Origin of the sequence: Treponema brennaborense DSM 12168, from assembly GCF_000212415.1 — a bacterium.
Lineage (GTDB): Bacteria > Spirochaetota > Spirochaetia > Treponematales > Treponemataceae > Treponema_F > Treponema_F brennaborense.
In genome coordinates, this window is record NC_015500.1 from 1,614,229 (window position 1) to 1,637,204 (window position 22,976).

22 protein-coding genes and 2 tRNA genes are annotated in these 22,976 nt (G+C 54.7%); 2 read left to right on the forward strand and 22 right to left on the reverse strand.

The window, feature by feature from the left end; translation table 11 throughout:
• Window positions 1-8: 8 nt before the first annotated feature.
• From dnaG to TREBR_RS07035, 10 genes are all read right to left on the reverse strand, one after another.
• A complete protein-coding gene (gene dnaG / locus TREBR_RS06990; protein ID WP_013758492.1) occupies window positions 9-1,793 on the reverse strand; it encodes a DNA primase in 1,785 nt (594 codons plus the stop codon).
• Entirely contained in the window at window positions 1,793-2,830 is a 1,038-nt protein-coding gene (gene mltG / locus TREBR_RS06995) for an endolytic transglycosylase MltG (protein WP_013758493.1), read from the reverse strand. Before mltG ends, dnaG begins: the two co-directional genes overlap by 1 nt.
• A 60-nt stretch (window positions 2,831-2,890) precedes the next feature.
• Window positions 2,891-3,088: a hypothetical protein gene (locus tag TREBR_RS07000; protein WP_013758494.1), complete on the reverse strand. Its 198-nt coding sequence runs from the start codon at window positions 3,086-3,088 to the stop codon at window positions 2,891-2,893.
• Window positions 3,085-4,026, reverse strand: a complete 942-nt coding sequence (locus TREBR_RS07005) for an MBL fold metallo-hydrolase (RefSeq protein WP_013758495.1) — start codon at window positions 4,024-4,026, stop codon at window positions 3,085-3,087. The genes TREBR_RS07000 and TREBR_RS07005 overlap by 4 nt, the downstream gene beginning before the upstream one ends.
• 13 nt (window positions 4,027-4,039) lie before the next feature.
• Window positions 4,040-4,486 carry a YkgJ family cysteine cluster protein gene (locus TREBR_RS07010; RefSeq protein ID WP_013758496.1) on the reverse strand — a complete coding sequence of 149 codons (447 nt, stop codon included), beginning with the start codon at window positions 4,484-4,486 and terminating at the stop codon, window positions 4,040-4,042.
• Between the two features lie 54 nt (window positions 4,487-4,540).
• A tRNA-Tyr gene (locus TREBR_RS07015) sits at window positions 4,541-4,622 on the reverse strand.
• 18 nt (window positions 4,623-4,640) lie between these two features.
• Window positions 4,641-4,714: transfer RNA gene (locus TREBR_RS07020), tRNA-Thr, on the reverse strand.
• A 79-nt stretch (window positions 4,715-4,793) separates the two neighbouring features.
• Window positions 4,794-6,380: a glycogen synthase gene (locus TREBR_RS07025; protein WP_013758497.1), complete on the reverse strand. Its 1,587-nt coding sequence runs from the start codon at window positions 6,378-6,380 to the stop codon at window positions 4,794-4,796.
• A 4-nt stretch (window positions 6,381-6,384) separates the two neighbouring features.
• Window positions 6,385-6,774 carry a chorismate mutase gene (gene aroH / locus TREBR_RS07030; RefSeq protein WP_041610721.1) on the reverse strand — a complete coding sequence of 130 codons (390 nt, stop codon included), beginning with the start codon at window positions 6,772-6,774 and terminating at the stop codon, window positions 6,385-6,387.
• Window positions 6,775-6,800: 26 nt separating this feature from the next.
• Entirely contained in the window at window positions 6,801-7,109 is a 309-nt protein-coding gene (locus tag TREBR_RS07035) for a hypothetical protein (protein WP_156786628.1), read from the reverse strand.
• Between the two features lie 131 nt (window positions 7,110-7,240).
• Here TREBR_RS07035 and TREBR_RS07040 point away from each other — a divergent pair, with 131 nt between their 5' ends.
• Window positions 7,241-8,077 carry an SPFH domain-containing protein gene (locus TREBR_RS07040; protein ID WP_013758500.1) on the forward strand — a complete coding sequence of 279 codons (837 nt, stop codon included), beginning with the start codon at window positions 7,241-7,243 and terminating at the stop codon, window positions 8,075-8,077.
• On the opposite strand, the gene TREBR_RS13645 is transcribed toward TREBR_RS07040, so the two are convergent.
• Complete coding sequence (locus tag TREBR_RS13645) at window positions 8,010-8,792, reverse strand: thiamine diphosphokinase (protein WP_013758501.1); 783 nt, start codon at window positions 8,790-8,792, stop codon at window positions 8,010-8,012. The two genes, TREBR_RS07040 and TREBR_RS13645, sit on opposite strands and share 68 nt — an antisense overlap.
• A gap of 43 nt (window positions 8,793-8,835) precedes the next feature.
• Here TREBR_RS13645 and TREBR_RS07050 point away from each other — a divergent pair, with 43 nt between their 5' ends.
• Entirely contained in the window at window positions 8,836-10,245 is a 1,410-nt protein-coding gene (locus TREBR_RS07050; RefSeq protein WP_013758502.1) for a CCA tRNA nucleotidyltransferase, read from the forward strand.
• Window positions 10,246-10,278: 33 nt separating this feature from the next.
• Here the strand turns inward: TREBR_RS07050 and trpS are convergent, their stop codons facing one another.
• The 11 genes from trpS to TREBR_RS07105 all read right to left on the reverse strand — a co-directional run bounded on the left by trpS (window position 10,279) and on the right by TREBR_RS07105 (window position 22,970).
• Window positions 10,279-11,349 carry a tryptophan--tRNA ligase gene (trpS, locus tag TREBR_RS07055; protein WP_013758503.1) on the reverse strand — a complete coding sequence of 357 codons (1,071 nt, stop codon included), beginning with the start codon at window positions 11,347-11,349 and terminating at the stop codon, window positions 10,279-10,281.
• Between the two features lie 36 nt (window positions 11,350-11,385).
• Complete coding sequence (locus tag TREBR_RS07060; protein WP_013758504.1) at window positions 11,386-12,459, reverse strand: lipid II:glycine glycyltransferase FemX; 1,074 nt, start codon at window positions 12,457-12,459, stop codon at window positions 11,386-11,388.
• 6 nt (window positions 12,460-12,465) lie between these two features.
• Window positions 12,466-14,811 (reverse strand): methionine--tRNA ligase, encoded by a 2,346-nt coding sequence (gene metG / locus TREBR_RS07065; RefSeq protein WP_013758505.1) that lies wholly within the window; start codon window positions 14,809-14,811, stop codon window positions 12,466-12,468.
• A 167-nt stretch (window positions 14,812-14,978) separates the two neighbouring features.
• The gene (locus tag TREBR_RS07070) at window positions 14,979-16,853 is read right to left on the reverse strand and encodes a DUF1926 domain-containing protein (RefSeq protein WP_013758506.1); all 1,875 of its coding nucleotides are present in this window, start codon (window positions 16,851-16,853) and stop codon (window positions 14,979-14,981) included.
• Window positions 16,854-16,892: 39 nt separating this feature from the next.
• Window positions 16,893-17,477: a 4Fe-4S dicluster domain-containing protein gene (locus TREBR_RS07075; RefSeq protein ID WP_013758507.1), complete on the reverse strand. Its 585-nt coding sequence runs from the start codon at window positions 17,475-17,477 to the stop codon at window positions 16,893-16,895.
• On the reverse strand, window positions 17,474-18,022 hold the full coding sequence (locus TREBR_RS07080) for a hypothetical protein (RefSeq protein WP_013758508.1): 549 nt from the start codon (window positions 18,020-18,022) through the stop codon (window positions 17,474-17,476). Before TREBR_RS07080 ends, TREBR_RS07075 begins: the two co-directional genes overlap by 4 nt.
• Entirely contained in the window at window positions 18,012-18,650 is a 639-nt protein-coding gene (locus TREBR_RS07085; protein WP_013758509.1) for a hypothetical protein, read from the reverse strand. Before TREBR_RS07085 ends, TREBR_RS07080 begins: the two co-directional genes overlap by 11 nt.
• 5 nt (window positions 18,651-18,655) lie before the next feature.
• The gene (locus TREBR_RS07090) at window positions 18,656-19,147 is read right to left on the reverse strand and encodes a hypothetical protein (RefSeq protein ID WP_013758510.1); all 492 of its coding nucleotides are present in this window, start codon (window positions 19,145-19,147) and stop codon (window positions 18,656-18,658) included.
• A gap of 34 nt (window positions 19,148-19,181) precedes the next feature.
• Complete coding sequence (locus tag TREBR_RS07095; protein ID WP_013758511.1) at window positions 19,182-20,240, reverse strand: RnfABCDGE type electron transport complex subunit D; 1,059 nt, start codon at window positions 20,238-20,240, stop codon at window positions 19,182-19,184.
• Complete coding sequence (locus TREBR_RS07100) at window positions 20,227-21,513, reverse strand: SLBB domain-containing protein (RefSeq protein WP_013758512.1); 1,287 nt, start codon at window positions 21,511-21,513, stop codon at window positions 20,227-20,229. Before TREBR_RS07100 ends, TREBR_RS07095 begins: the two co-directional genes overlap by 14 nt.
• Complete coding sequence (locus TREBR_RS07105; RefSeq protein ID WP_013758513.1) at window positions 21,510-22,970, reverse strand: hypothetical protein; 1,461 nt, start codon at window positions 22,968-22,970, stop codon at window positions 21,510-21,512. The genes TREBR_RS07100 and TREBR_RS07105 overlap by 4 nt, the downstream gene beginning before the upstream one ends.
• Window positions 22,971-22,976: the final 6 nt, after the last annotated feature.

The window sequence follows — 22,976 nt, forward strand, 5'->3', positions numbered from 1 at the left end:
GTGCATCCTTATTTATTGTTTAATTCATAATCAAGAGTCATTTTTTCTGAAAGAAGCGCATCCAACTCTTTTTGATCTTCGAGCGTTGCAACTTTGAATTGGCGGATCCGGTTCATGAGCCGAGTCCGCTTGCGTTCCAGACTGTTTCGTTTAATAAGTTTTATACTGTCTTCGATCAGTTGGTGCGGATTTTCGGCATATTCGCCGGAAGTAACAACTTTTGCTACCATATTTTTTACTTGTTCACCGCCGCATTTTGCCAGTATACTGCTATACGAAACCGAATCTTCCCGGTAACATTCTTCCAGTGTAATAAATAAACTTCTTGCCAGCGGATCCTCAAAATCGTCCGCAGTCAGCGTCGTGCGCATCAGAGCGAAAGAATCAAAATTCGAGATAACGACCAATACGGCACGCAGTTCCGCGTTCAATTTGATAGAAACGTTTCCGCTGTGTTCGCCGGTATCGCTTTCATGCGCGCTGATACGCTTTCGGGCGTCAGCCCGATTCGTAAAATCCCTCTTAACCGCCTCCGGATTAAGATTAAATGTCTGCCAAAGCAACGCGAGACACGATTCTTTCTGCATGTCCGATTTCAGCGCATCAATGTAGGGAAAAAATGCCAACGCAGCTTTCGTCTTACCCTCGGGGGTATCGATTTGATGTTCTTTCGCTAAAATAGACAACAAATAATCACTATCTATTATAGCGTTTTTTACGTAATTAGTCAACGTATCCCGACCGTATTTGATCATAATCTCCGCAGGATCTTTGGCTCCTTGCAATTGAATGATCTTCACCGTCAAATCCGCTTCCCGGCACAGCAAAATGGCTTTCCAAGTAGCCGCTTTGCCGGCACCGTCGCTGTCGAACGACAAATACACCGTATCGGCGAACGAACGCACCAGTTTCACCTGTTCGCCCGTAAGCGCCGTTCCCAACGGAGCGACCGCGTTCGTAATGCCGCACTGATGATACGCGATAACGTCCATATAGCCTTCGCAGAAGATGACCGATTTGCTTTCACGGATCGCCTGCCGGGCAAAATTGAACGCGTACAGCGTTTCGCCTTTTTTATACTGAATAAGATCGCCGGAATTGATATATTTCGGACCGTCGCCGTGCAGCAGTCTGCCGCCGAACGCCACGACTTGGCCCTTACGGTCGAATATCGGAAACATCAGCCTGTCTGAAAAAAAAGACACACCCTGATACTTTTTCGAGAAAAGGCCGGATTTTTCCAGAAATTCCGCGCTGTAGTTTTTTCCGCGCAGAAATTGCCCGAGCCAATGCCGGTCGGCAGGCGAATAACCGAGTTTAAACTTGGCGATCGTTTCGGCGGTCAAGCCGCGCTCGGTAACGTAATCAAGCGCGAATTTACCCGCTTCCGTCGCCGTCAGGAAATAGTGATAAGAACCGGCAACCCGCGTATATAAATCGATATACTGGTCTTTCGTCGTGTCGTATTCCGGAACCTGCATTTTGCCGCCGCCGGAATAGACGACTTCCACACCGGCGCGTTTTGCAAGCGAAACGACCGCTTCGGTGAAAGATAGTTTTTCCATCGACATGCAAAAATCGATCGCGTTGCCGCCTTCGTGACAACCGAAACAATAATACATTTTACGGTCGGGCACTACGTGGAACGACGGCGTTTTTTCCGAATGGAACGGACAGCAGCCCCACCAATCGGTTCCCCGGTTTTCAAGGCGCGTATATTCACCGACGAGAGACACCAAATCGGTACGGTCGACGACGTCGCGAATCGTGTCCTGAGAAATGAGTCCCGCCATTACCTGCCCGCCGCCTTTTTGGTGTACAAGTTTCCGGCGTCAACGTGTTCGTCAAAATCGGCTGAAAAGTGATGCGCGCCGCTGGCAGGATCTACCAGCCTGAAATAATAGTACGGGGTTACCGGAGGATTCGCCGCTGCGTTCAGCGCAACGAGTCCGGGATTGGAAATCGGTCCGGGAGGAAGTCCCGCCCACAAATACGTGTTGTACGGACTTTCGAGTTTCAGATCCTTATTCGTGATGATATCAGGATGCGGGCGGCCTTCGATTTCCGTAATCACGTATTCCACGGTCGCGCACGAATACAGCCCGATTCCGCGACGCAGCCGGTTGGCAAAAACGCTCGCAATCAGCGGCGCTTCGTCGGCAAGCCGATATTCGCGCTCCACGATGGAAGCCAGCCGGACGACGTAAAACAAATCCGCCGCCGAAAGCCGTTCGGCTCCCGCAACGGTTGCGACGCGCGCAAAAAACGTGTCGGCCATCATGCGCACAACCTGTTCGGCATCCATGGCGGGATTGAAATAATACGTGTCCGGAAACAAATACCCCTCGAAACTTTCCGCCGGAATCGCATAATCGGCAAGCAGCGCCGCGTCCCGGGATGCAGCGATAAAATCGGAACGGCCGGTTACGCCGGCGTCTTCAAGCAGTCCGGCAATTTTTGAAACCGTCAATCCTTCGGGAATGCTCACGGCGATATAATCCTGTCTGCCCGATTGGATCAGCTCGAATATGTCCGCCACGGACATTCCGGAGGAAACCGTATACACGCCCGATTTGAGTTTGACGTCGGCAGCGCGGGCCGCCGCGTAAAAGAACAATTCCGAACGGATCACTCCGGCGTGCTGCAATTCCCGCGCGACGGAACGGATACTTCTGCCGGACGGAACTTCCACGCGAACCGAAACGGTTTCTTCTCCGGAAAGGGAAACCGGCCGCATCATAAACTGCCACACGGCGTATCCCGCTGCACAGCAAACGAGCAGTACGGCGAATACCGAAACGGCGATCATAACTGGGGTGTATTTTTTCATGCGCAAACCTTCCTGGTCAACCTGCCGGCGGAAAAGCGAAAACTTTCAGCACGGCTTCATTCAGTCCCGGAAAAAAGCTTCCGCTTCGTCTATAGTCATCGCACTATATAAGAAAGCAAGCATTTCGTCCCTGAACTGTTCAAGTCCCTCCGGAATCATACTATGATAACTGCGGAAAAATTTTGCAAGCAGTTCCGTTTCTTTTTGTGAAAATTCATACGAAAAAGACGCACGGCTGCCGCCGTCTGAATGCATCATAAACCGAACGAAACTCCTTCCTGCCCGAGAAACACCTGCACGTCCGTTTTCAGCACGTACTGCGCGTACCACTGCGCCGACTGCAGAATGGAATGAATCTTGCGGTCGTCGTACGCCGGTTCATGATGGAACAGATACAGCTTTTTAATGTTCCATTTTACGGCAAAATCCACCGCGTAGCAGAACGCCGAATGTCCCCAATTCGCCTTATACAGCGCTTCTTCAACCGTATACTGCGCGTCCAAAACGATAGCTTCGGCGTCGCTGAAAAATGCAGCGTTTTCGGCGGTAACTTCAAAGTCATCCGCAGACAACTCCACGTCGGTTGCGTAAATGAATTTTTTGCCGTCTTCTGTAAACGAATACGCGTACGAATTTCCCGGGTGAGACATTTTTTTACTGACGACCGTACTGTTGCCGATCCGAAACGGCTCTTTCGTCTTGATGGTATGAAACGTAATGGAGGAATGAAAAGACGTGTCGAATTGTACCGGAAAATACGGAAGCTGCATCTGCTTTGCAAACAGCGCGGGAGCCGCCGGAAACGGTGAATAAAAATGCAGCGAACATTGACGCTGATACGCCTGATCGAAAAAAGGCAATCCCTGTATGTGATCCCAATGGAAATGCGACAAAACGATATGATACGTGTTGTCCGCAGCCGGGCTTCCGTGTTTCGAGTATTCCCTGACGCCGGTTCCGCAATCCAGCAGACACACCGTACCCGCCGCGTCGGTTAATTCCACGCAAGCCGTATTGCCGCCGACCGTTCCGTACAATGAAACCGGCAGCGACGCCAGAAATCGCTCCCGTGCATCGGATGATTCGATATCGCGCGCAGAAATACGCTGAACGACGGCTTCGATTTTAGCTTTGACTTGCTGTGGTGTCAGCGGCGCCGGTACGGATCCCCGTACTCCCCAGAAACGGACATTCATACAGCCGATACTCCTATTTCATTTTCCGGATTACCGTATTGTTCCGGTAACCGGCAAGTTTTTTTTCTATTTCTTCTTTACCGTGCAATTCGCCCCGATTGATACCGGGACACGAAGCCGCTTCATCGTTCCACGCCGTTTCGTTTTCAAGCAGAAAAGACCAGAACGGATAGACGGAACACTGTAGCGGCCGCGCGGCATACGCAGTGCACTCGCCGTCCCACAAAACGCAGTCATAGCCGAGTTTTTCCTGCAAGCACAAAACGTCCGTTCCGTCGTAGTACGGAACCCACCGGCAGTACGTGCGAATGAAAACGTCTTCTTCCAAATTAAACCATCGGCACAAATTTGTCAAATCATTTCTGGACAGATACACGAATCCCGGTTCGTGTCTGCAGCAGCGAGAACACCGCTGACATGAAAATCGCAAACCGTTTTCATAAAAAACTTCCGGCAACATACGCTCCAAAAAAAAAGGGCGCTGAAATGCAACTCATTTCAACGCCCTGAAAGATGGGGAGAGAAGGATTCGAACCTTCGAAGGCGGAGCCAACAGATTTACAGTCTGCCCCCTTTGACCGCTCGGGAACCTCCCCGTTATACTTCATTCAGTAAGCCAACTCAGGGATTCGAACCCTGGACCCCGAGATTACAAATCACGTGCTCTGGCCAGCTGAGCTAAATTGGCATAACGAACGTATAGGAATATACCAGAACGCCTGCAAAGTGTCAAGCGTCTTTTATTTTTTTTCAAAAAAAACATAAAATTATAACCCCGCGTAAAACGGCACGTATTCCCGCTCGATAACCTTTTCCCACGCATACCGGTCGGCAACGCAGACGGCACCCCGTTCGATCAGCGAATACAGAGCGGACGGCTCGTTTTTCACAAGCGCCGTAAGCCGCGTCAGTACGGACAGCAGCTGCTCCGGCGTGTTTTCGGTATAGAGAAAGCCCGTTTCACCGTCGCTGATCTTATTCAGACCGCCGGTGGCGTGCGCAACGGGTACCGTGCCGAACAGCTGTCCGATAAAATCTTCCAACCCGCACGGTTCGAATTTGCTGGGCAATACGATAAAATCGGACACGGCAGTCGCAAGCCGTGAAACCGCACGGTCATATCCGCAAAAATAGACGCACCGGCCGGCATACTTTACGGCGAGATCACCCAGCGCGTTTTCAAGCAGCGCTTCACCCTGCCCGACGATGACAACCCGTGCATCCGTACGCGACGCGAGCAGCGCCGAAGCTGCCAGTATCAGGATATCGATACCTTTCTGGCTTACGATCCTGCCGTGGTAGCAAAAATAAACGGGACGCTCTCCTTTTTTTTCGTTTTGCAGATAGCCGGAGCGAACCAGCGCCGGATACGCGTCCGAAACGGCCGCTTTGCCCGCGTACGTTTCGATAAAAAATTTCCGGTTTTTATATTTTCCGTCGAGTTCGCCGTGCGCAGGCGCAAAAGCGAACGGCAGCAGCGACTTCGCCGTATCGGACGGATCGTACTTGTCGCAGTCGATACCGTTCGTAATTCCTTTAATGCGAAAATGCCTGCGGGAAAACAAGACGGACAGACCGCCGGTATCGGCGTTTGCCGGATTCAGCAATTCGTCGGCGTACCAGGGAGACACCGTGGAAAGTCCCGCGTACGCCCCCGCGAGCAGAAACGGTTCCACCGCAGCGCCGTTTACCGCCGCCGACACGAGCGGTTCCGGCAGTCCGGTATATTCGATTGCCGCGGCGACGGACGGAAATTCATGATGGTAGCCGGGGCCGGCATTGTGTATCGTAACCGCGAACCGCGTCCGGCCGAAAAAATCGCTGAAAGGCGCGAGATTGCGCGCCATGACCGGAATCAGCGCGGTCGCCGCGTCCTGACAATGAATCACGTCCGGCAGCAGACCGCAAACGGTACCGTATGCCAGAACGGCTTTTTGAAACAGGACATCCATCAGCAGCGCGTCGGCATGTCCCGTTCCGCGCTTACGGCGAGGATCGCGCCGCTCGTCTTCCGCCGTATACGTGTACACGCCCGTTTTGTCGGCAAAAATCTGATGCAGCACGAACACGAGCTTTACCCCGTTGCAGTAACCGGAATCGAATGAAACGGTATACTCTTTTTCCGCAACGCACACCTGCTGCGGTGCGACGCAATCGGGCGTGTACTCGGTAACCGCGTGAAAATCGGAACAGGCGTATCGGGGAATAAGCAGCGTAACGGCGCAGCCTTTCGCGGCGAGACCTTCGCACAGGGAACACGCGACGTTTTTGACTCCGCCGGCTTCGGCGATACCGGCGTATTCCCTGCTAATAAGCCAAAGCGTGCGGGGCACCGTGTATATCTGGTCGGTCATACGATCAATTTCCGTCAGTGCCGGAAACGAAATCCGGCCGCAACACTTCAGCGCCGCCGGTATACACGTGCACCGGCATTCTATCCGCATCCATATATGCGGTAACCAGCAGTCTGACGACGCGCGGCAGCGAACCGGCAACCACCGGTTCCGCGCTGCAAAACAGCGCCGCACGCCGTACGAGCGCACCGCACGGGCCGCGCCGTAACGCGGCGGCAGGATTGAGCGCATCCAAATCCGGAGTGACGGTAAATTGGATGGAAACGAAATCGTCTTCAGTCAGTTTATTTTCGGCAAACACGGCGGCACACAACGACGAAACCGCACGTTCAATTTCAATTTCGGAATTTTCGCAGCAAACCGCGCCGCGGATACCGAACAGTCTTTTATCCATTGGTGAATAATAAATCGGTTTCATACTTACGTCAAGCGCGCGCACATGAAATCGAGTGCTCCGGAAAAGAGGAAAAACAGCAAGGCGAACGCGGCGGCAAGCACCGCGGCCACCGCATACGCGGCGTAGCGGATACTGCGATACGAAACGGCGAAAATTATTCCCTGCACGAACGACGCCATGCAAAACGGCAGCAAAAACGCAGCCGCGAACTGCATCGTATGCAGGATGAGCAGCACGTTTTTATCCAAAAACTGCCTGAAATTCGCCGTAATGAAAAAGACGCACAGAATGCACAAAAACGCACAGAGAAAAATCACGATTCGGTTCGTCAACGTGAACAGAATAGGCGGAGTTTTTTTTACGCTGTTTTTTTGCGTTTTCGACTTCATAAAACCTTGCAGTTCACTCCTATTACTGAGTATACTATAAAAGAACAATGACATCGTCAAGGCGGGTATCCTCTATGAAAAAAGCAATCGTATCTCTCGTTATTTTACTTTTGGCGGCGGGCACCGTGTTCTATTTCGGCTGGATACAATTTTCCGTTCCGGTAGGAAGCTGCGGAGTGATGATCTCCAAAACGGGCGGCGTACATTCCGAACCGATCCGGGCGGGCACGTTCACGTGGCGCTGGGAACGGCTTTTGCCCACGAACACGCAGCTGCGGACGTTTTCGCTCGCACCGCTCAGCGTTACCGAAACCGTTTCGGGAACGCTTCCGTCGGCAGACGTATACCGTATCCAGCTTGCTGAAAAACCCGATTTTTCGTATTCGATAACGTTCCGGACCACCGCGCGCATAAAACCGGAAACCGTCGTGTCGCTCGTTGAACGCAACGACATACGGGAACAGGCGGAACTGGACGAGTACGTGCGCACGCAGATAAACCGATTCAACGCCGCTGCCGCGGAATTAATTCTGGGAAAAACGCAGGAAGATCCGCACACGTTCGTCGTGCAGGCAATATCTTCTGACGAGCTGATCGCCGGCACCAACGCGGCGACCGCTTTTCCCGACGTGGAAATTACGTCGGTTTCAGTGCAGGACGTAAAAGTTCCCGACGCGGGGCTGTATCTGCTTGCAAAAACGGCGTTCACCGAATATCAGCGGCAGGTGAATGAAAAACTCGCCGCTCAAATCGATAAAAAAGTTTCCGTTATTTTTGAAGACAACAGGCAATTTGAAAATCTGGTAACGATGGGAAAGATTCTCACCGAATATCCGGTGCTCGTCACGTATCTTGCCGCGAACGGCAACGACATCGGCAAAGCGCTGAGCGCAATCGAAGCGGAACGATAACGATAAACGCGCCGGAAACGGCCGTTACGCCGATACGGGAACCGGTCTCTCCGGCTTCTGCGTCCGCGCTATCGAGCCGATTGCTTAAACTGTACGCGCCGGAATCCCAGTCGACCGCCGCGAGCGGCCATCGCAAATTTTCGGAGTGCGCGCAATGCCTGACCGCCGGATTGCCGACGGAAAAAACGGAAACGTCGTCGTCAGGCAAGACACCGCACGCCGTCAAACGGTTCGTTCCGGCAGCGTCCAGGTAAAACACCGCCTGCGTCCGGCAAAGCCACACGCGCGGCGCGGCGCAGTTTTTTTCCGTACCGCTTCCGAACAGATTTCTGATGGCGAACAGATGATCGATCCTGCCCCCGTCTCCGCCGATAAGCGTAACGTCCGCAGCACCGCCACCGCTCCCGGCGCGCCGCGTACGATCGATACACGCGTACGCTTCTTTAAGCGCCAGTTCCGTGTCGGTATAATCTTTGTCACGCGCGAACCGTTTTACGCGGCTGTTTCCGTATCGGGCGAGCCGAATATCCGGCTCGCGAAGGCTGTCCATATCGCCGATTATCAGATCGGGAACGAATCCGTATGCGGCACCGTACGCTTCGGCCGCGTCGAGTCCGGAATCGGCGGCGATCACAAAATCCGGCCGCCGCTCGAAAAAGACGCGGGCGAGTTCGGGCGCCGGATATTCGCCGCCGGTAAAAACACAGACATTCATGGGTACGCTTTCCTTTTCTTGCATTTTCCGCTATAGTTATACCATGAAACGGATAAAAATTCCGCACGAACTGCAAAAAATGCACGAAATATTCAGCGAACACGGATTTTCCGCCTATCTGGTCGGCGGGGCGGTACGGGACATCGTACGCGGAAAAACGGCGTCGGATTGGGACGTCGCCACGAACGCGACGCCGCAGCAAGTCACGGATATGTTCAGGCGCGTCATTCCCACCGGAATCGCTCACGGAACGGTTACCGTTCATTTTATGAAACGGGAAGTCGAAGTCACGACGTTCCGTACCGAAACCGGTTACAGCGACGGGCGGCATCCGGATTCGGTCAAGTTCGCCGCAACCATAGAAGACGATCTTTCCCGGCGCGACTTTACGATGAACGCAATCGCCGCAAATCTGGCAGACGGTTTGATCGTCGATCCGTTCGGCGGCAGGGACGACATAAAAGCAAACGTGATCCGCACGGTCGGCAACGCCGACGAACGGTTTGCCGAAGACGGCCTGCGCCCCATCCGCGCGCTCCGATTCGCCGCCCAGCTCGGTTTTTCGATAGACCCCGCGACGCTCGCCGCCGTTCCGCGCGCCAAAGAAAAAACGGCGGGCGTATCGATCGAACGGTTCCGCGACGAGTTTGTCAAAATGCTCAAAGCACCTCAACCGTCGCTCGCGCTGCGGCTGATGGAAGACACGGGAATGCTCCGCCTTTTTCTGCCGGAACTGGCTGCGTGCCGCGGCGTCGAACAGGCGGATGCGCGCGGATTTCACCGCTTCGACGTACTGGATCATCTGCTGTACGCGTGCGACGGCGCACCCGCGCGGAAACTCGAAGTACGGCTCGCCGCTCTCTTTCACGACGCGGGAAAACCCGCCGTCAAACGGACGGAAATCCGGGAGAGAGTTTCCGACCGTGCCGGTGAGCCGCCGCCGGCAGAAACGATTTATACGTTTTACAATCACGAAACGGTTTCCGCCTCGATAACGAAAAACGTTTTGGAACGGCTGCGGTTTCCGAACGCGCTTACGACCGCCGTTTGCCATTTGGTAAAAAATCACATGTTTCACTACGAAAGTTCCTGGACGGACGCGGCGGTACGCCGGTTTCTGGTACGCGTTACGCCGCAAGCCGTCGAAGATCTGTTCGATCTGAGGATCGCCGACGTGTACGGAATGACGGGCGTTCCGCCTCAGCTTAAAAACGGCGTCTGGAGTGAAAACCTGCTTGAACTGAAAGACAGAATAGACGCGATTACGGCGCAGAACACGGCGCTCACGCTCAAAGACCTTGCCGTAAACGGCGCCGATCTGATACGGGCGGGCATTCCCGCCGGAAAACGGCTCGGACACATTTTACGGGAACTGCTCGACACGGTGATCGACGACCCGAAACAAAACGACCGCGAAACGCTGCTGCGCATCGCGGTCAATTTAAACGGCTAAAGCGGCCGGTTTCCGCTCGGATGCGTTATCCGCTCAAATTTCCATATTCATGACGCGGCGAACTTCCTGCAACGTGTCCACGGCCATCGCGCGCGCGGCGTCAACGCCGTCGAGCAGCACGCGCCTGATATAAGCCGGATCCGCTTCAAGACGGGCGCGTTCGGCGCGGATCGGGCGAAGTTTTTCGTTCAGCGACTCGGTCAGCGTTTTTTTCAGCAGTCCGCCGCCGCCGTCGCCGATACGGGCGGCGATCGCTTCGGGAGATTCATCAGTGCACAGCGATATGAGCATCAGCAAATTGGCGACTTCGGGACGATTGACCGGATCGTAGGTAATCGTACGTTCGGAATCGGTTTTTGCTTTTTTGATGAGCGCGGCCGTTTCGTCTTCCGTCGCGCACAGCATGATCGCGTTGCCGCGGCTTTTGCTCATTTTCTGACTGCCGTCGAGTCCCAGAATACTCGGCGTTTTACTGAGCAGTGCCTGCGGTTCGGGAAACACCGGTTTTTCAGGTGAAAATTTTTCGTTAAACCGGCGGGCAATCGTGCGCGTCATTTCAAGATGCGGCAGCTGATCTTTACCGACCGGCACGACCGTCGCCTTGCAGAACAGGATATCGCACGCCTGATGTACCGGATACGTGTACATGCCCGCGTTCACGCTTTTAAGACCGGCAGCCTGAATTTCTTCTTTTACCGTAGGATTGCGGCTCAATTCGGCGTTGCTCACCAGCGTGAGAAACGGCAGCATCAGCTGATTCGCTTCGGGAACGTAACTGTGCGGATAAATGATCGTATTTTTACCCGGCGTAATACCCGCGGCCAGATAATCTATCACCAGCTGTTTGGTATTTTGCGCAATCTCCGCGAACGCGTCGTGATCGGTCAGCACCTGATAATCGGCGATAAGAACGCACGTGGGAACGCCCAATTTTGAAAGTCTGACGCGGTTCTGGAGCGAACCGAAATAATGACCGATATGCAGCCGGCCCGTCGGACGGTCTCCGGTCAAAACGCGGAAATTCTCCGGATGCGCAGTGATTTCCGCTTCCAATTTTTTGCTGCGCTCGACAGCCGCATCGTAAGTTCCGGCCTGATCGCCCATAATTCCTCCTGTAAAAAACTGTCCCGAAACGTCCGGTTACCGGCCCGCGAGCAGTTTTTTTATTTTTTTGTGCCAAAAACCGCGCAGACGCTCGGCGCACGCGTACGCACCGTACAATCCCGACAGCGGCACGTCGATGCTTCCGGGACGGTGCACGATCGTTCCGCCGAATCCGGTTTTAAATCGGTACAAACCGTGCATCGGATGCGATTCGTCGTCGGTCGGCGGCATTCCGTAAAAATCGTAAAAAGCCGCACCGTACTTTTTTGCATCGCAGACAGCCGTCCACTGCAGCAGATACGCCGGCATCAGATTGCGTTTTTCATTTGAAGACGCGCCGTACAAATACACCGCTTCGCGCGAAGAAAACAGCGTGATGATCGCCGCCAGCGGCGTGTCTTCGTGCGACGCGATGTACAGCGTAACGCGGATATCGTCCCCGCCCGAACGTTCGAGCAGATCCCGATAATACGTTTTTGCGTGAATGGCAATTCCGTCGCGCTCCGCAGTCGTTTTATACAAGTCGTAAAAAATATCGATATCGTCCGGCGTACCGACGCGTACGGCGACGCCTTTTTTCTGCGCGAGCCGGATATTATACCGCCATTTGGGCTTCATGTTCTCAAGCAGTTCGTCTTCCGTGTGCGACAAATTCAGCAGTACGGTGTCGGGCGGCTGAATGTCCTGCAGTGCTTTACGGCAGCTGCGGGCCGCCGTAAGCGCGGCCGCGTACGCATCGCGCTCCGCCGGTGAAAACAGATCGATCGGCGGGTCAAAGCGCATACACAGCGTGTGCCGCGGCAGAGACGGTTTGAGCGCGTGCGCAAAATCCTTGAGCAGCTGCGCGTATTCCGCCGGATCGGGAACGGGGATCACGCTGTTCGGCAAATCGATGCCCATCGGAACGTAGGCGACGGACACACAGCCGGCGAGCGGCACGCGAAACGTCCTGATAAGAACCGACGCGTCGAAGCGAAGCGGTTTGCTGCAGGCGAAGCGGAACGCACGCCATCCGTGGGCCGCTTTAAAATCGGCCCAGAACGAACTTTGCAAAAACCGGATATCTTTGCCGTATCCGGATTCCGCTTCCGATATTTGAACGATATCCATATGCGATTAATGCACTCCGCCGTTAACGGTACGCACGGTCGTAACGGGTTTTCCGCCAGCTACCAGCGGCACCCCGCCGATACGGACCGTATTGTCTTTTACTTCAATATCGACGGCGAAAAACGTATCCGCGTCGATCTGTGCAGGTTTTTCCGCCGCAGGATCGGCGCCGTCGAGCACGACCGGTGTTCCCGGCGGCGCCCACGGGCAGTCGAGCACTTCGACGCATTCTTTGCCGTCCGCGTCGGTGTAATCGGCGGCGAGCAGCATACCGCGGCTTTCGATTCCGCGCATTTTACGCGGTTTCAGATTATCCGCTATCACGACCGTTTTTCCCAGCAGTTCGTCCGCACTCAGATACGGCACCAATCCCGACAAAATGACGCGCGGTTCGCCCGAACCGTCGTCGAGCGTTTCGATATACAATTTATCCGCTTCCGGATGTTTTTCTACCTGTATGATTTTAGCCGTTTTGAGCGCGATATGCGTGTTGAAATGCGCGGCAGGATCGGCTGCCTTTTTACTTTCGGCAGCAGGCGAACCGGCGGCACCGGCTTTTTTGCTTTCGGCAGCAGGCGAACCGGCGGCCTTTGCCGATTCTTGAGCGGCGCGCTCTTTCTGGCTTCCGGCGTAACGGGCGCGGTATGCGTCGATCGTTTTATCGTCGAGCGGCGTGAACACGATCTCGGGTGCGCTCACCCGCGTAAGTCCGGCCGTTTTTCCCAAATCCGCCCAGGTCAGCGCCCCGTGCGGCGCGGAAGTTCCGATAACGGGATCCGCGATCGTTTTTCCGAAGAACGACATCACTTTTTCCGTATAATGCGGCAGGTACGGATGCGCCATGATCATCAGATCCTTTATAACGTAGCACAGGTTTCCAATGAGGCTCGCCGCTTTTTCAGGATCGGTGTTGCGCGTCTTCCACGGTTCGCCGTCCTGAAACGCTTTGTTCGCAACGGAAGACACGGCGAACAGTTCGCGGAACGCGTCTTTCAGTTCCGCCCATTCGAGCAATTCGGTAATTTTCGATTCACCCGCACGGACGACGCTCCACAGCTGCTCGTCAGCAGCCGGTTCGGGAATCACGCCGCCGTAATAACGGGAGACGAACGTCAGCGTGCGGTTCACCAAGTTACCCAAATTGCCGATCAGTTCGCCGTTATATTTTTCCTGAAAATCCTTCCATAAAAACTGAGTATCCGATTTTTCGGGCCGATTGTAAAAAATGTAAAAACGCCAGGCGTCGGCGGGAATACCGGATTCTTTCGCATCGCTGCCGAAAACGCCGATTCCTTTCGATTTTGAAAATTTACCGGATTCGTAATTCAGGTATTCGGTGCTCGACATGTGATACAATTTGGTCCAGTCGCGGCCGGAACCGATCAGCGTCGAAGGAAAAATAACGGTATGGAACGGAATGTTGTCTTTACCGATAAACTGAAACAGATCGACCGGCGGTTTGCCGGCAGCTTCGGCAGATTCGCCGGGAAGCCACCACGACTTCCAGTCGAAAGAATCTTTACCGTGCGCCGCGAGCGTATCGGCAAGAGCCTTCGTAATGGAAATATACCCGATCGGCGCGTCGAACCAGACGTAAAACACTTTGTCTTCAAAGCCCGTTTTCGGGACGGGAATTCCCCATTTCAGGTCGCGCGTAATCGCACGTTCGTGCAGACCGTCGCGGATCCAGGCCTGCGTCATCTGCACCGCGTTTTTGGCCCATTTGCCTTTGACGCTCGCCTCTTCCATCCACGCGCCGTATCGTTTTTGGATCGCCGGCAGGTCTATGTACAGATGTTTGGTGGATTTCAGATGCGGCGTACCACCGCAGGTGGAACAGCGCGGAGATTTCAGTTCCACGGGTTCAAGCAGCTTTCCGCAGTTTTCGCACTGATCGCCGCGCGCGTCTTCGTAGCCGCAATGGGGACACGTTCCGCGCACGAAGCGATCCGCAAGAAAACGGCCGCAGTCGGGACAGAACAGCTGTTCGATCGTATTTTCCCTGATAAAACCGTTTTTATCAAGATCGAGAAACATTCGCTGCACGATTTCCGTCTGCTGAGCGGCGGACGTGCGGCCGAAATGATCGAAAGCGATACCGAACCATTTATATATATCAGCGTGAATTGCGTGGTAATAATCGCACAGTTCCCGCGGCGTCTTCTTTTCTTCAAGCGCGCGGGTTTCCGTCGCCGTTCCGTATTCGTCGGTACCGCAGACGTACAGCGTATCATAGCCGCGGCTGCGGCAGAACCGGGCGAACACGTCGGCGGACAGTACTTGGATCAGATTGCCGAGATGGGGAATATTGTTGACATACGGCAACGCGGAAGTAATTAATCGTCTATTCATGATAGAATATAATAGATGTTTACACCTTTCTGGTCAAGCCACGGCCGGCACGGCGGCAAAGCGCCGTACATCGAACATTGCGTTTACCGCCGCACGGTAATGCCCAACTGCATACGTTACGCTCACCGCCGCACGGACGCAAAGCATTACCCAAACCGGCGTGGCGCTTACTGTCTGCGGCGTTTTTTGGCAAGCTGCGGAACGACCGAAAAATTGATCACTTTTTCCATTTCAAAACCGGGCGCAAGCTCTATCGGCCAGGACAAAACGGCGCTCAGTTTTCCGTCGCCGCACGACAGTGAAAAGGCGGCGTTTTCGTTCGGCTCGAAAACGAACGACACGTCGCTGTCCGAAAGTCTCACGAGCGAAACGGCCTGCTGTTCATCCGGAATCCGATCCGGCAGCGTAAAAACGGCTTTCCGATCGTCCGCAACTATTTCCGCCTGCAACGTTTCTTTTCCGGCAGGAGAAAGCACGAAATTCGACTCGACGGCGAACTGCTGCTTGAACGGAAACGGACTGGCGTTTTTAATGATATACTGCACCTGAATACCGTTGCCCGTCAGAACGTAATTTTTCCGCAGCGTCAGCGGCTGATTCAAATCGCCGAACGTTCCGGAGGCGGACAGCCGCACTTCGTGCTTTTGACTGTCAAACAGCGTCTCCGTGTAAATCTGCCTGGTCAGCGTTTCCGTCTTGTTTTTCTGCACGTCGAAAATATAATCGAGAAACAATCCGGTGTGGCCGGTGGAATTTCCGGCGTAGTTAACGGCGGAACTGTACACGTCGAGTTCGTACACGCTGCCGCCGCGCGCCTGAATATAGGCGCTGAACTGCTCGAATTGGCAAACGTATTCGCGGATGCCGTCGCAATCGTAATCGAAAGACGTTACCGAATCACAAAAACCGGAACATTCTCGCACCGTTTTTTCCGCCTGAATGAGACAGTGATACGCGTACTGCCGGATCGCAGCCTTATCCCGGCCGGGACTCGGCACGTACGCGCCGCCGAATTGGGCTTCCCACAATTTTTCGCGCGCGGCTTTTTTGCGGATTTTGTCTCCGCGGCATTGATTGACCAGCATACTGACGTACATCATTTTTGAATACAGCAGATACGCATTCGGATCACGCAGCATGTAATCGTATATATTCGACAGACCCGCAGCGGTTCCGTCCGCAGCCGTATCGGCGGCGCACACCGCGGCGGGAATGTACGCGCGCTGAAAATACTGCGTCAGCTTCATATATCGCGACGGCAGCGACAATTCAACCGAATCGTTGTAACCGAGAGAAGCCGTTTCCGCGAACAGCCGTTCAAGCCAGCCGGAATCGAGCAGCGCACCGATTTGCGCCGGTGTAAAGCGGCAGCACACGGCGGCGTGTTCGGCAGTATTTCCGCTCTGCCGTACGGCGCTGATGAGCGAATCCAAATACGAATCGGGATCCTGCACGCTCCCGTCCGCATCCGTTCCGGAAGGCAGCAGATGCTGATATTCGCCCAAAACGCAGATACTTTTTCCCTGATCCTGCACGATATACGGCAGGAACGGCGTTTTTCCGGAAGGAATAAGCGAGCTTTCGAGGACGACGTATTCGATTCCGCACGTTTTCAGGCTCGATATGAGCGAAGCGTCCCAAGCGTCGTGCGGCAGCCGGATTCCGCGCGGCCGTTTTCCGACGAGGCGGCGGTGGGCTGTCGTCATAAGTTCGATTTGACCGACGCGATCCACCGGCAGCAGCGCCGGCAGCAACGGTTCGTAATAACCGCCGCCGAACAATTCGATCTGCTTTCTGCCCAACAATTCGGAAAGAATCAGTAAAAATTCGGGATGTTTTTTGGAAAACCATTCCAGCTGCAAACCGCAAAACGAAAATGAAAAATAATACGACGGCCGTGCGTATAAAAACGAAACGAGTTTCTTATACACACTCTGATACAAGTGCTCAAAATTATTCGCATCAGACGTCAGAATCTGACCGGATGCCGAGCTGCTTACATATTCATTGCCGATTTCAAAACAAAGATTGATCGTCCCCATAAGTGCGTGTCACCCGTTATTCTTATAAAACATGTTATACTATCTTTGCCAAAATTTAAAGCTTTTTCGAGCCGGAATAACGTTTTTTTCGTCTTTTTGATACAACGAGCAACGGGTATCTTCATTTTCTGCAGCGCACGTACCGGGAGCTGCCGCCTGCACGGCGGGAACCAGCTCTATCAGCTGCTTGGGACAGGCGGAAACGCATTTACCGCAACCGGTGCAGCCCTTTGCGATTGCGGCCGTTCCGTTGATTATGCGAATCGCTTGCTGCGGGCAGGAGCCGACGCACGAACCGAAACCGGTGCACCGACGGGTGCAGTCGAACTCGGTCTGATATAAAGAATCGAACAGCCGGCAGTCCCGGGGACCGTCGTATGCAAACCGGCGCTGTTCATCCGTTTTTGCCGGATTGCAGCGGATCACGGCGCGGAAGCCTCCGTCTTCGCACACGGCGGGCAAACGCGAAGCGTATTTCAATTCGCTATCCGCAAAAACGTACGCATGTACGGGCTTCCGCGATTCGGCTCCCGTTACGGACGGTATCAGCACGGAATACACGAATATAATGAGCATACCCGCCGCGATCAGAAACAGCACCAAAAAAACTACGGTCAAAATCATCGGGCGATACCTCCGTTCAGCCATGAAACGTCGAATACGAGCAAAAACAGCATCAAAGCGGCAAGACTGAACAATATGAGCGAATTTTTAAAAAACGGCAGCGGCTGTGCGTCTTCATTACGTTTGCGAAGCGTATACAGCACCGGAATCGCAGCATAAAAAGAGGTAACGCAGCACATGACGAACAGCACCGCCTCCGCAATGGAAACGCTTTCGTTGATCGCCAGCAGCACGCACAAAAAAACGACCGAAAATTCGGCGACCGGCGTCCCGGTCGTCAGCGTTACGATCACTTCAAAGAAAACCGCTATAACGGTAAACACCAAAATGCACACCAGCGGATACAGTTCCTGCAAACCGGCGGGAATCAGCAAATACCGTATGATAACGTACGACAAGGCGACCGTCGAAACGGCCGCAAGCAGCGCTTTCACATATGAAAGGGCGATTCCCTTCACTCCGGAAGACAAAACGACGGCCTGATTGAGACCCACGCCATACAGCAGTACGGCCGTCAAGGCGAAAACGAGACATTCAATCAACATCTGACACCTCTTCTTCCTGCAATTCCGCGCTCCGATGCACGATCATGCATTTTTTCCGGATAAGCGTCATCACCGCAAGCAACACGCCGGATGCAACGAGCGCACCGGGAATCGACGCCCAGAAAACCGCCGGTACAAACGAATTCCCGGCGGGAAGCAGTATCCGGTATATACCGGAAGGAACCGGAAACGAAACGGAACCGTATCCGAACACTTCCCTGCATAAGAAAAATAATAACGCATATGCGGAAAATTTTCCGCATTCAGCCATATTTTCCGCAAGAAAATCGGAGACGGAAACGGAACTGTCCGCAAAAAAATCACCCAGCAGAAAAACGGCGACAACCGGCAAATACAAAGAAAAACCGAGCGTCAGCACGCTGACCGGTGAATAGAAAATCAGCAGCTGCCTGAAAAATACCGCCGCCGCCATAAAAAACACGAGCAGCAGCACCGGCCGCAGCTGATCGAACCGCAGCGTGTCCAGCAGTTTCCGGAACACCGTCCCCGACAGCATCAGCAGATTCAGCGAAAGAATCAGAAGCAGCCCGTAGCCGAACCGGGCGGGAACCGGTACGAGCAGCACGAGCGACGCGGCGATATACATAAAAGTTTTGTTCGTTTTCATTGCGTTTACCTTCCCCCCGGCGTTTTCTGAACGGCGTCTTTTAAAATAACCGGAATCCGTTTTTCCCAGCGGGAAATCTGCACCGAATCGGCGAGCGATGCGGCGACCGCCTGTTCCTTGGCGGAATCCTCGGAAAACCCTGCTATACCGACGAATTCGGCGCCGGCATTTTCCGTATAAACGAATACGCCCGGCAGGGAACCGTACAGCGTCGGAATTCTGATAATCACACCGTATCGCGTGCCGCGCGCCGCAGAACTTACGGGCATCAATTGATACGCCGCGGCGGAGACGGAAAACGGATTATCGATGGGCAGCGGATCGCTGACGATATATTCTCCCGGATGGGACTGAGACAACACCGAAACGAGCTGTTTCTGCAGACCGCCGTTCCATGCCTGTCGGGAAAACAACGCCAGAACGAACACTAAAACGAACAGCACTACGATGACCGCCATGCACAAACCGTAATCGATGGACAATTTTTTTATATTCATTTCGGTCTCCTCATTGAAGTTTTCACGGAACGGATCAGGATTTCCGGATTTTTTCTATCTTCGGCAGCTGCTTCGCGTAGAGCGTCGCTTTACTGCGCATCCGCTCGCAAAGCTGGATCACCGGAGAAATCATATTCGCGGATAAAACCGTGAACATCGCGCCCACCGGCGACATTCCGTATCCCGAAATGAAAAACGAAGCGACGCCCGCGAACACACCGTAAAAAACCTTTCCGCCCGGTGAAAGCGGCGTCGTCCCGAACCAACTCAGCACGAAAAACGCCGTGAACAGCGTGCCGCCGGACAGCACAGACAGCAGGATGTCTCCCTCACCGACGGTTCCGCCGGCAAAAACGGGACAGAAAAATTTTACCAGCACCGCGTATACGGCAACGTAGCACGCCGGAACGACCCAATGCAGCATTCTAAAGGAAAACAGCACCAGCGACGCGATCAGCGTCAGGATATTGAACCGGAACGCAGGAACGGCGGCGCCCGAATCCCACAGCAGCGACACGTAGCCGTCCGGAATCGACGTTCCCAAAAACGCGAACACCGTTTCATTCAAAAACGCCGTGACGGAGGAATCGGCCGGCAGCGTCGGAATGACGCCGTCCTGAATCAGCGCGAGCGAAACGTTCCGGGTCTGCAGATATCCGGCCGGCACGGAATAAGCCGGAAACCACACGGCGCCGACGAAATAGGCGATAATGATCACCGCCGCAACCGGATTGATCCACGAACCCGCCAATCCGCCGAACGCATATTTGGCAACGAGCAGCGTACACAGCGCGATAAAAAACGCGGAAGCGAACGGATACGAAGCCGGCAGGAACATGCCGATCAGCAGACCTTGCAGCAGCGCGACGTTCCAGTCGCCCCGTTTGTGTCTGAGCGCAGCCGCGTCGATGCATTCCGCCAAAACCGAAGCCGCGGTCGTACAGCCCAACAGGATAAGCGAACGGTAGCTGTCCGTTACGAACAGCATTACGATCTGAGGAACGAGCACGGCGATAACCCCGGCCGTCATCGTATCAAGAGACGGCCGGATATAGCAGAACGGCCGCAGCGTAACGATATTATTTTTTTTCATCAGCAGATCCTTTCATCATCGACAGCGTTTGGCAAAGCGGCAGCCGCGCCGGACAAACGGCGTTGCAGAGCGCGCAGTCTGAACACAACGAGGTCGTACGCACGTACGCCGGATCCGTTTTCTTTCCGTGCGCATAGTACGCGTACAGCGTGTCCGGTTCAATTCCGGCCTGACATACGGAACGGCAGTTTCCGCAGCGCAGACACTCGGAAGTTCTCTGATCCACCTTTTCGGAAAAAGGCAGAAACGTAACCGATTTTACGTATTTGGTAACCGGAGTGTCAAGATCGGCGATATTCACACCGGAAATCAAGCCGTTTATGATGATTTTCGCGTACGGCTTGACAAAGCCGCCGCATTCGGCGGCAAGATACCGCAGCGGCGTACCGATACGGACTTTGAACATTCCCTCTTCCGCAAGTGCGTGACCCGAAACCTGCACGAACGTGTCGATGACCGGCTGCCCGTGTACGGCCGCTTCGTAAACGGCGAGCGCCGTTCCGCTGTCGATAAAAATATCGGATACGGAAAGCGATTCGGCTTCGCTTTTTTTCCGGATTTGCTGAATGAGTTCGTGCCGTCCGCCGCACGGATAGATTCCGGTGTCGACCGGAACCGCCTCTATAAATCCGTCCGGCTCCGCATCAGGCATCGGCGAAACGGCGCTCTCAGAATACGCCAGCACGACCCGCGAAGCTTCCGCAGCGGCGGCAACGATACGGGCGCCTTCCGCAACCTGATTCCGGTATTGCTCGGCAATAAAAGAATCGGTGCAGCGGCTCGGATCGTCGTCGAACAACCTGACGACGACAACCGGAGGTACGTTTCTTTTCAGCGCGGTATCGATACTCACCGACAGCGGTTCGGCCTTGGCAAACGAATTGACGATACCGGATTCGCCGAACAGCCGGCGCAGCGCAGACGCGGAAAAAGAATTCCAATCGCTCTCGTGCCGCGGCTTTCCGAGCAATGAAAATTCGCCCTGCAGCCTGATCTGCACCGCCCGGGCTTTTTTTCCGTTCGGCATTGAACGGACGACGAACTGCGTTACCGAACCGGGAACCGGCGAATGAATGTGCGCGCCGTTCAGCGACGGGCCGGAAGCGAGCACTTGACCTTCTTTTACGGTATCGCCTTCCGCAACAACGCACGAACCCGTACCGGCACTATCCTGCGTCAGCGAGACCAGCACCTCCGTCGGTAAAAAAGCGTTGACCGCACCGTCGTATCGGGAACAGGCGTACGGAAGTATTTCAGACACACTCGTTTTCATTTTTGCTTTCTCCAAAAGAACATACCAGCCAAAACGGCGGGGATCGCCGCCGAACACACGAGAAAAATGCAGCTCAGAACTCCGGCCGTTTTTTTTCCGCCCGACTGCACACCGCCGCTGCGGTATTCTATCGATTTAAAACCGTTCTGCCGCTTCAGCAGCGACTCGACTCCGGCATATTCGGCCGTAACGGGTTCAAGCACCGTGCCGATAAACTCGTCGTTGAACACGTACACGGTTTTCAGCTGTTCCGAAATGACGCCGTGTCCGGAACGCGCGTATACGGGATACGAAACCGTTTCGTCCGCTGCGACGACCGGCGAAGCGGATACCGTGGAATTGAGCGACCGGTACGGAAACGTCAGCGTATTCCACGCCCAGGTAACGTATTCCGCCATTCCGGGCAAACGGTCCGCCCCTTGACGGCCGGAAGCGGCGGCCCGCTCGTACGACGCGACGCTGAAATCCCGCTGCGCGCCGGCGGCGGCCGGAGCCGGAAGCGCGATTTTTCCGCCCGCGTTGCCGGAAGGCGCATACCCGACGGCTAAAAAACACACCAGCAGAACCGCGGCCGCTGCCGCAGGAACCGCGAGCACCGGCACGGAAAAACGATCGGCGACTGGAACGCACCGCGCGGTCCGCACCGGAACCGGCCGGAAGCGGCGGCGGTTTTCCCGATACGACTCCGCTTCCCGAAGCACGAACAAAACGGCAGCCGTTCCCGCTAAAGCAAGCGTGAACAGCCCCCCCGACGCAGGTGAACCGGCGAACGCCGCCGCAACCGATAAAATCAGCGGAACGCGGATATAACGGTTCCCGATCGCAGCCGAAAACCAGCCGGTCCGGTTCCACAACCGCTGAAAAAGAAAAAGCGCGTATAATGCCAAACCGGCGGCGGCCGCGCTCGTATACAGCGGCGAACACAGCACGTACGCAACCGGCAGCAGCCCCGCGCACAGCATGTACGTCCGGCGCTTCGATACGGCGATAAAACAGGCGAACACCGCCGCGCAGATCAGCGGAACGACTACCGGATAGGAACCGGCGGCGTCGAATCCCGCGCGGGCGGACGGCTGTGCACTCAGCAGCGCCGCTACGGCGTCGGGAACGGCGTCGGAGTACCGTTCGGGAATATAAAACAGCCGAAAAGCGGCCGTTTCGTCAAAAAAATACGCCGACCGGCGGCTGATATACGACAGCGGATCAAACGTTTCCGGCTGCACCGGCGTCATATGCGACACCACCGGAACCGACTGGCCCGACTGCGTGATCACGTTCCGGACGCCTGCGTGATCCAATTCACCGAGCACCGTCCGTTCCGGCACTTCTTTTGAAACGTACAGAACGACGTACCCGTCCCACAGCGTGCCGGAGGGAACCGACGCGCAAAACAGAAAACAACAGCAAACCGCTGCAATAAAGACCGCGGCGGCGGACACGTTAACGGATTTTTTCATACCGGC

Excerpts from the sequence above, each read along its gene's own strand:
- dnaG (WP_013758492.1), bottom strand. The coding sequence starts at position 1,793 with ATGGCGGGACTCATTTCTCAGGACACGATTCGCGACGTCGTCGACCGT.
- mltG (WP_013758493.1), bottom strand. The coding sequence starts at position 2,830 with ATGAAAAAATACACCCCAGTTATGATCGCCGTTTCGGTATTCGCCGTA.
- TREBR_RS07000 (WP_013758494.1), bottom strand. The coding sequence starts at position 3,088 with ATGATGCATTCAGACGGCGGCAGCCGTGCGTCTTTTTCGTATGAATTT.
- TREBR_RS07005 (WP_013758495.1), bottom strand. The coding sequence starts at position 4,026 with ATGAATGTCCGTTTCTGGGGAGTACGGGGATCCGTACCGGCGCCGCTG.
- TREBR_RS07010 (WP_013758496.1), bottom strand. The coding sequence starts at position 4,486 with ATGTTGCCGGAAGTTTTTTATGAAAACGGTTTGCGATTTTCATGTCAG.
- TREBR_RS07025 (WP_013758497.1), bottom strand. The coding sequence starts at position 6,380 with ATGACCGACCAGATATACACGGTGCCCCGCACGCTTTGGCTTATTAGC.
- aroH (WP_041610721.1), bottom strand. The coding sequence starts at position 6,774 with ATGGATAAAAGACTGTTCGGTATCCGCGGCGCGGTTTGCTGCGAAAAT.
- TREBR_RS07040 (WP_013758500.1), top strand. The coding sequence starts at position 7,241 with ATGAAAAAAGCAATCGTATCTCTCGTTATTTTACTTTTGGCGGCGGGC.
- TREBR_RS13645 (WP_013758501.1), bottom strand. The coding sequence starts at position 8,792 with ATGAATGTCTGTGTTTTTACCGGCGGCGAATATCCGGCGCCCGAACTC.
- TREBR_RS07050 (WP_013758502.1), top strand. The coding sequence starts at position 8,836 with ATGAAACGGATAAAAATTCCGCACGAACTGCAAAAAATGCACGAAATA.
- trpS (WP_013758503.1), bottom strand. The coding sequence starts at position 11,349 with ATGGGCGATCAGGCCGGAACTTACGATGCGGCTGTCGAGCGCAGCAAA.
- TREBR_RS07060 (WP_013758504.1), bottom strand. The coding sequence starts at position 12,459 with ATGGATATCGTTCAAATATCGGAAGCGGAATCCGGATACGGCAAAGAT.
- metG (WP_013758505.1), bottom strand. The coding sequence starts at position 14,811 with ATGAATAGACGATTAATTACTTCCGCGTTGCCGTATGTCAACAATATT.
- TREBR_RS07070 (WP_013758506.1), bottom strand. The coding sequence starts at position 16,853 with ATGGGGACGATCAATCTTTGTTTTGAAATCGGCAATGAATATGTAAGC.
- TREBR_RS07075 (WP_013758507.1), bottom strand. The coding sequence starts at position 17,477 with ATGATTTTGACCGTAGTTTTTTTGGTGCTGTTTCTGATCGCGGCGGGT.
- TREBR_RS07080 (WP_013758508.1), bottom strand. The coding sequence starts at position 18,022 with ATGTTGATTGAATGTCTCGTTTTCGCCTTGACGGCCGTACTGCTGTAT.
- TREBR_RS07085 (WP_013758509.1), bottom strand. The coding sequence starts at position 18,650 with ATGAAAACGAACAAAACTTTTATGTATATCGCCGCGTCGCTCGTGCTG.
- TREBR_RS07090 (WP_013758510.1), bottom strand. The coding sequence starts at position 19,147 with ATGAATATAAAAAAATTGTCCATCGATTACGGTTTGTGCATGGCGGTC.
- TREBR_RS07095 (WP_013758511.1), bottom strand. The coding sequence starts at position 20,240 with ATGAAAAAAAATAATATCGTTACGCTGCGGCCGTTCTGCTATATCCGG.
- TREBR_RS07100 (WP_013758512.1), bottom strand. The coding sequence starts at position 21,513 with ATGAAAACGAGTGTGTCTGAAATACTTCCGTACGCCTGTTCCCGATAC.
- TREBR_RS07105 (WP_013758513.1), bottom strand. The coding sequence starts at position 22,970 with ATGAAAAAATCCGTTAACGTGTCCGCCGCCGCGGTCTTTATTGCAGCG.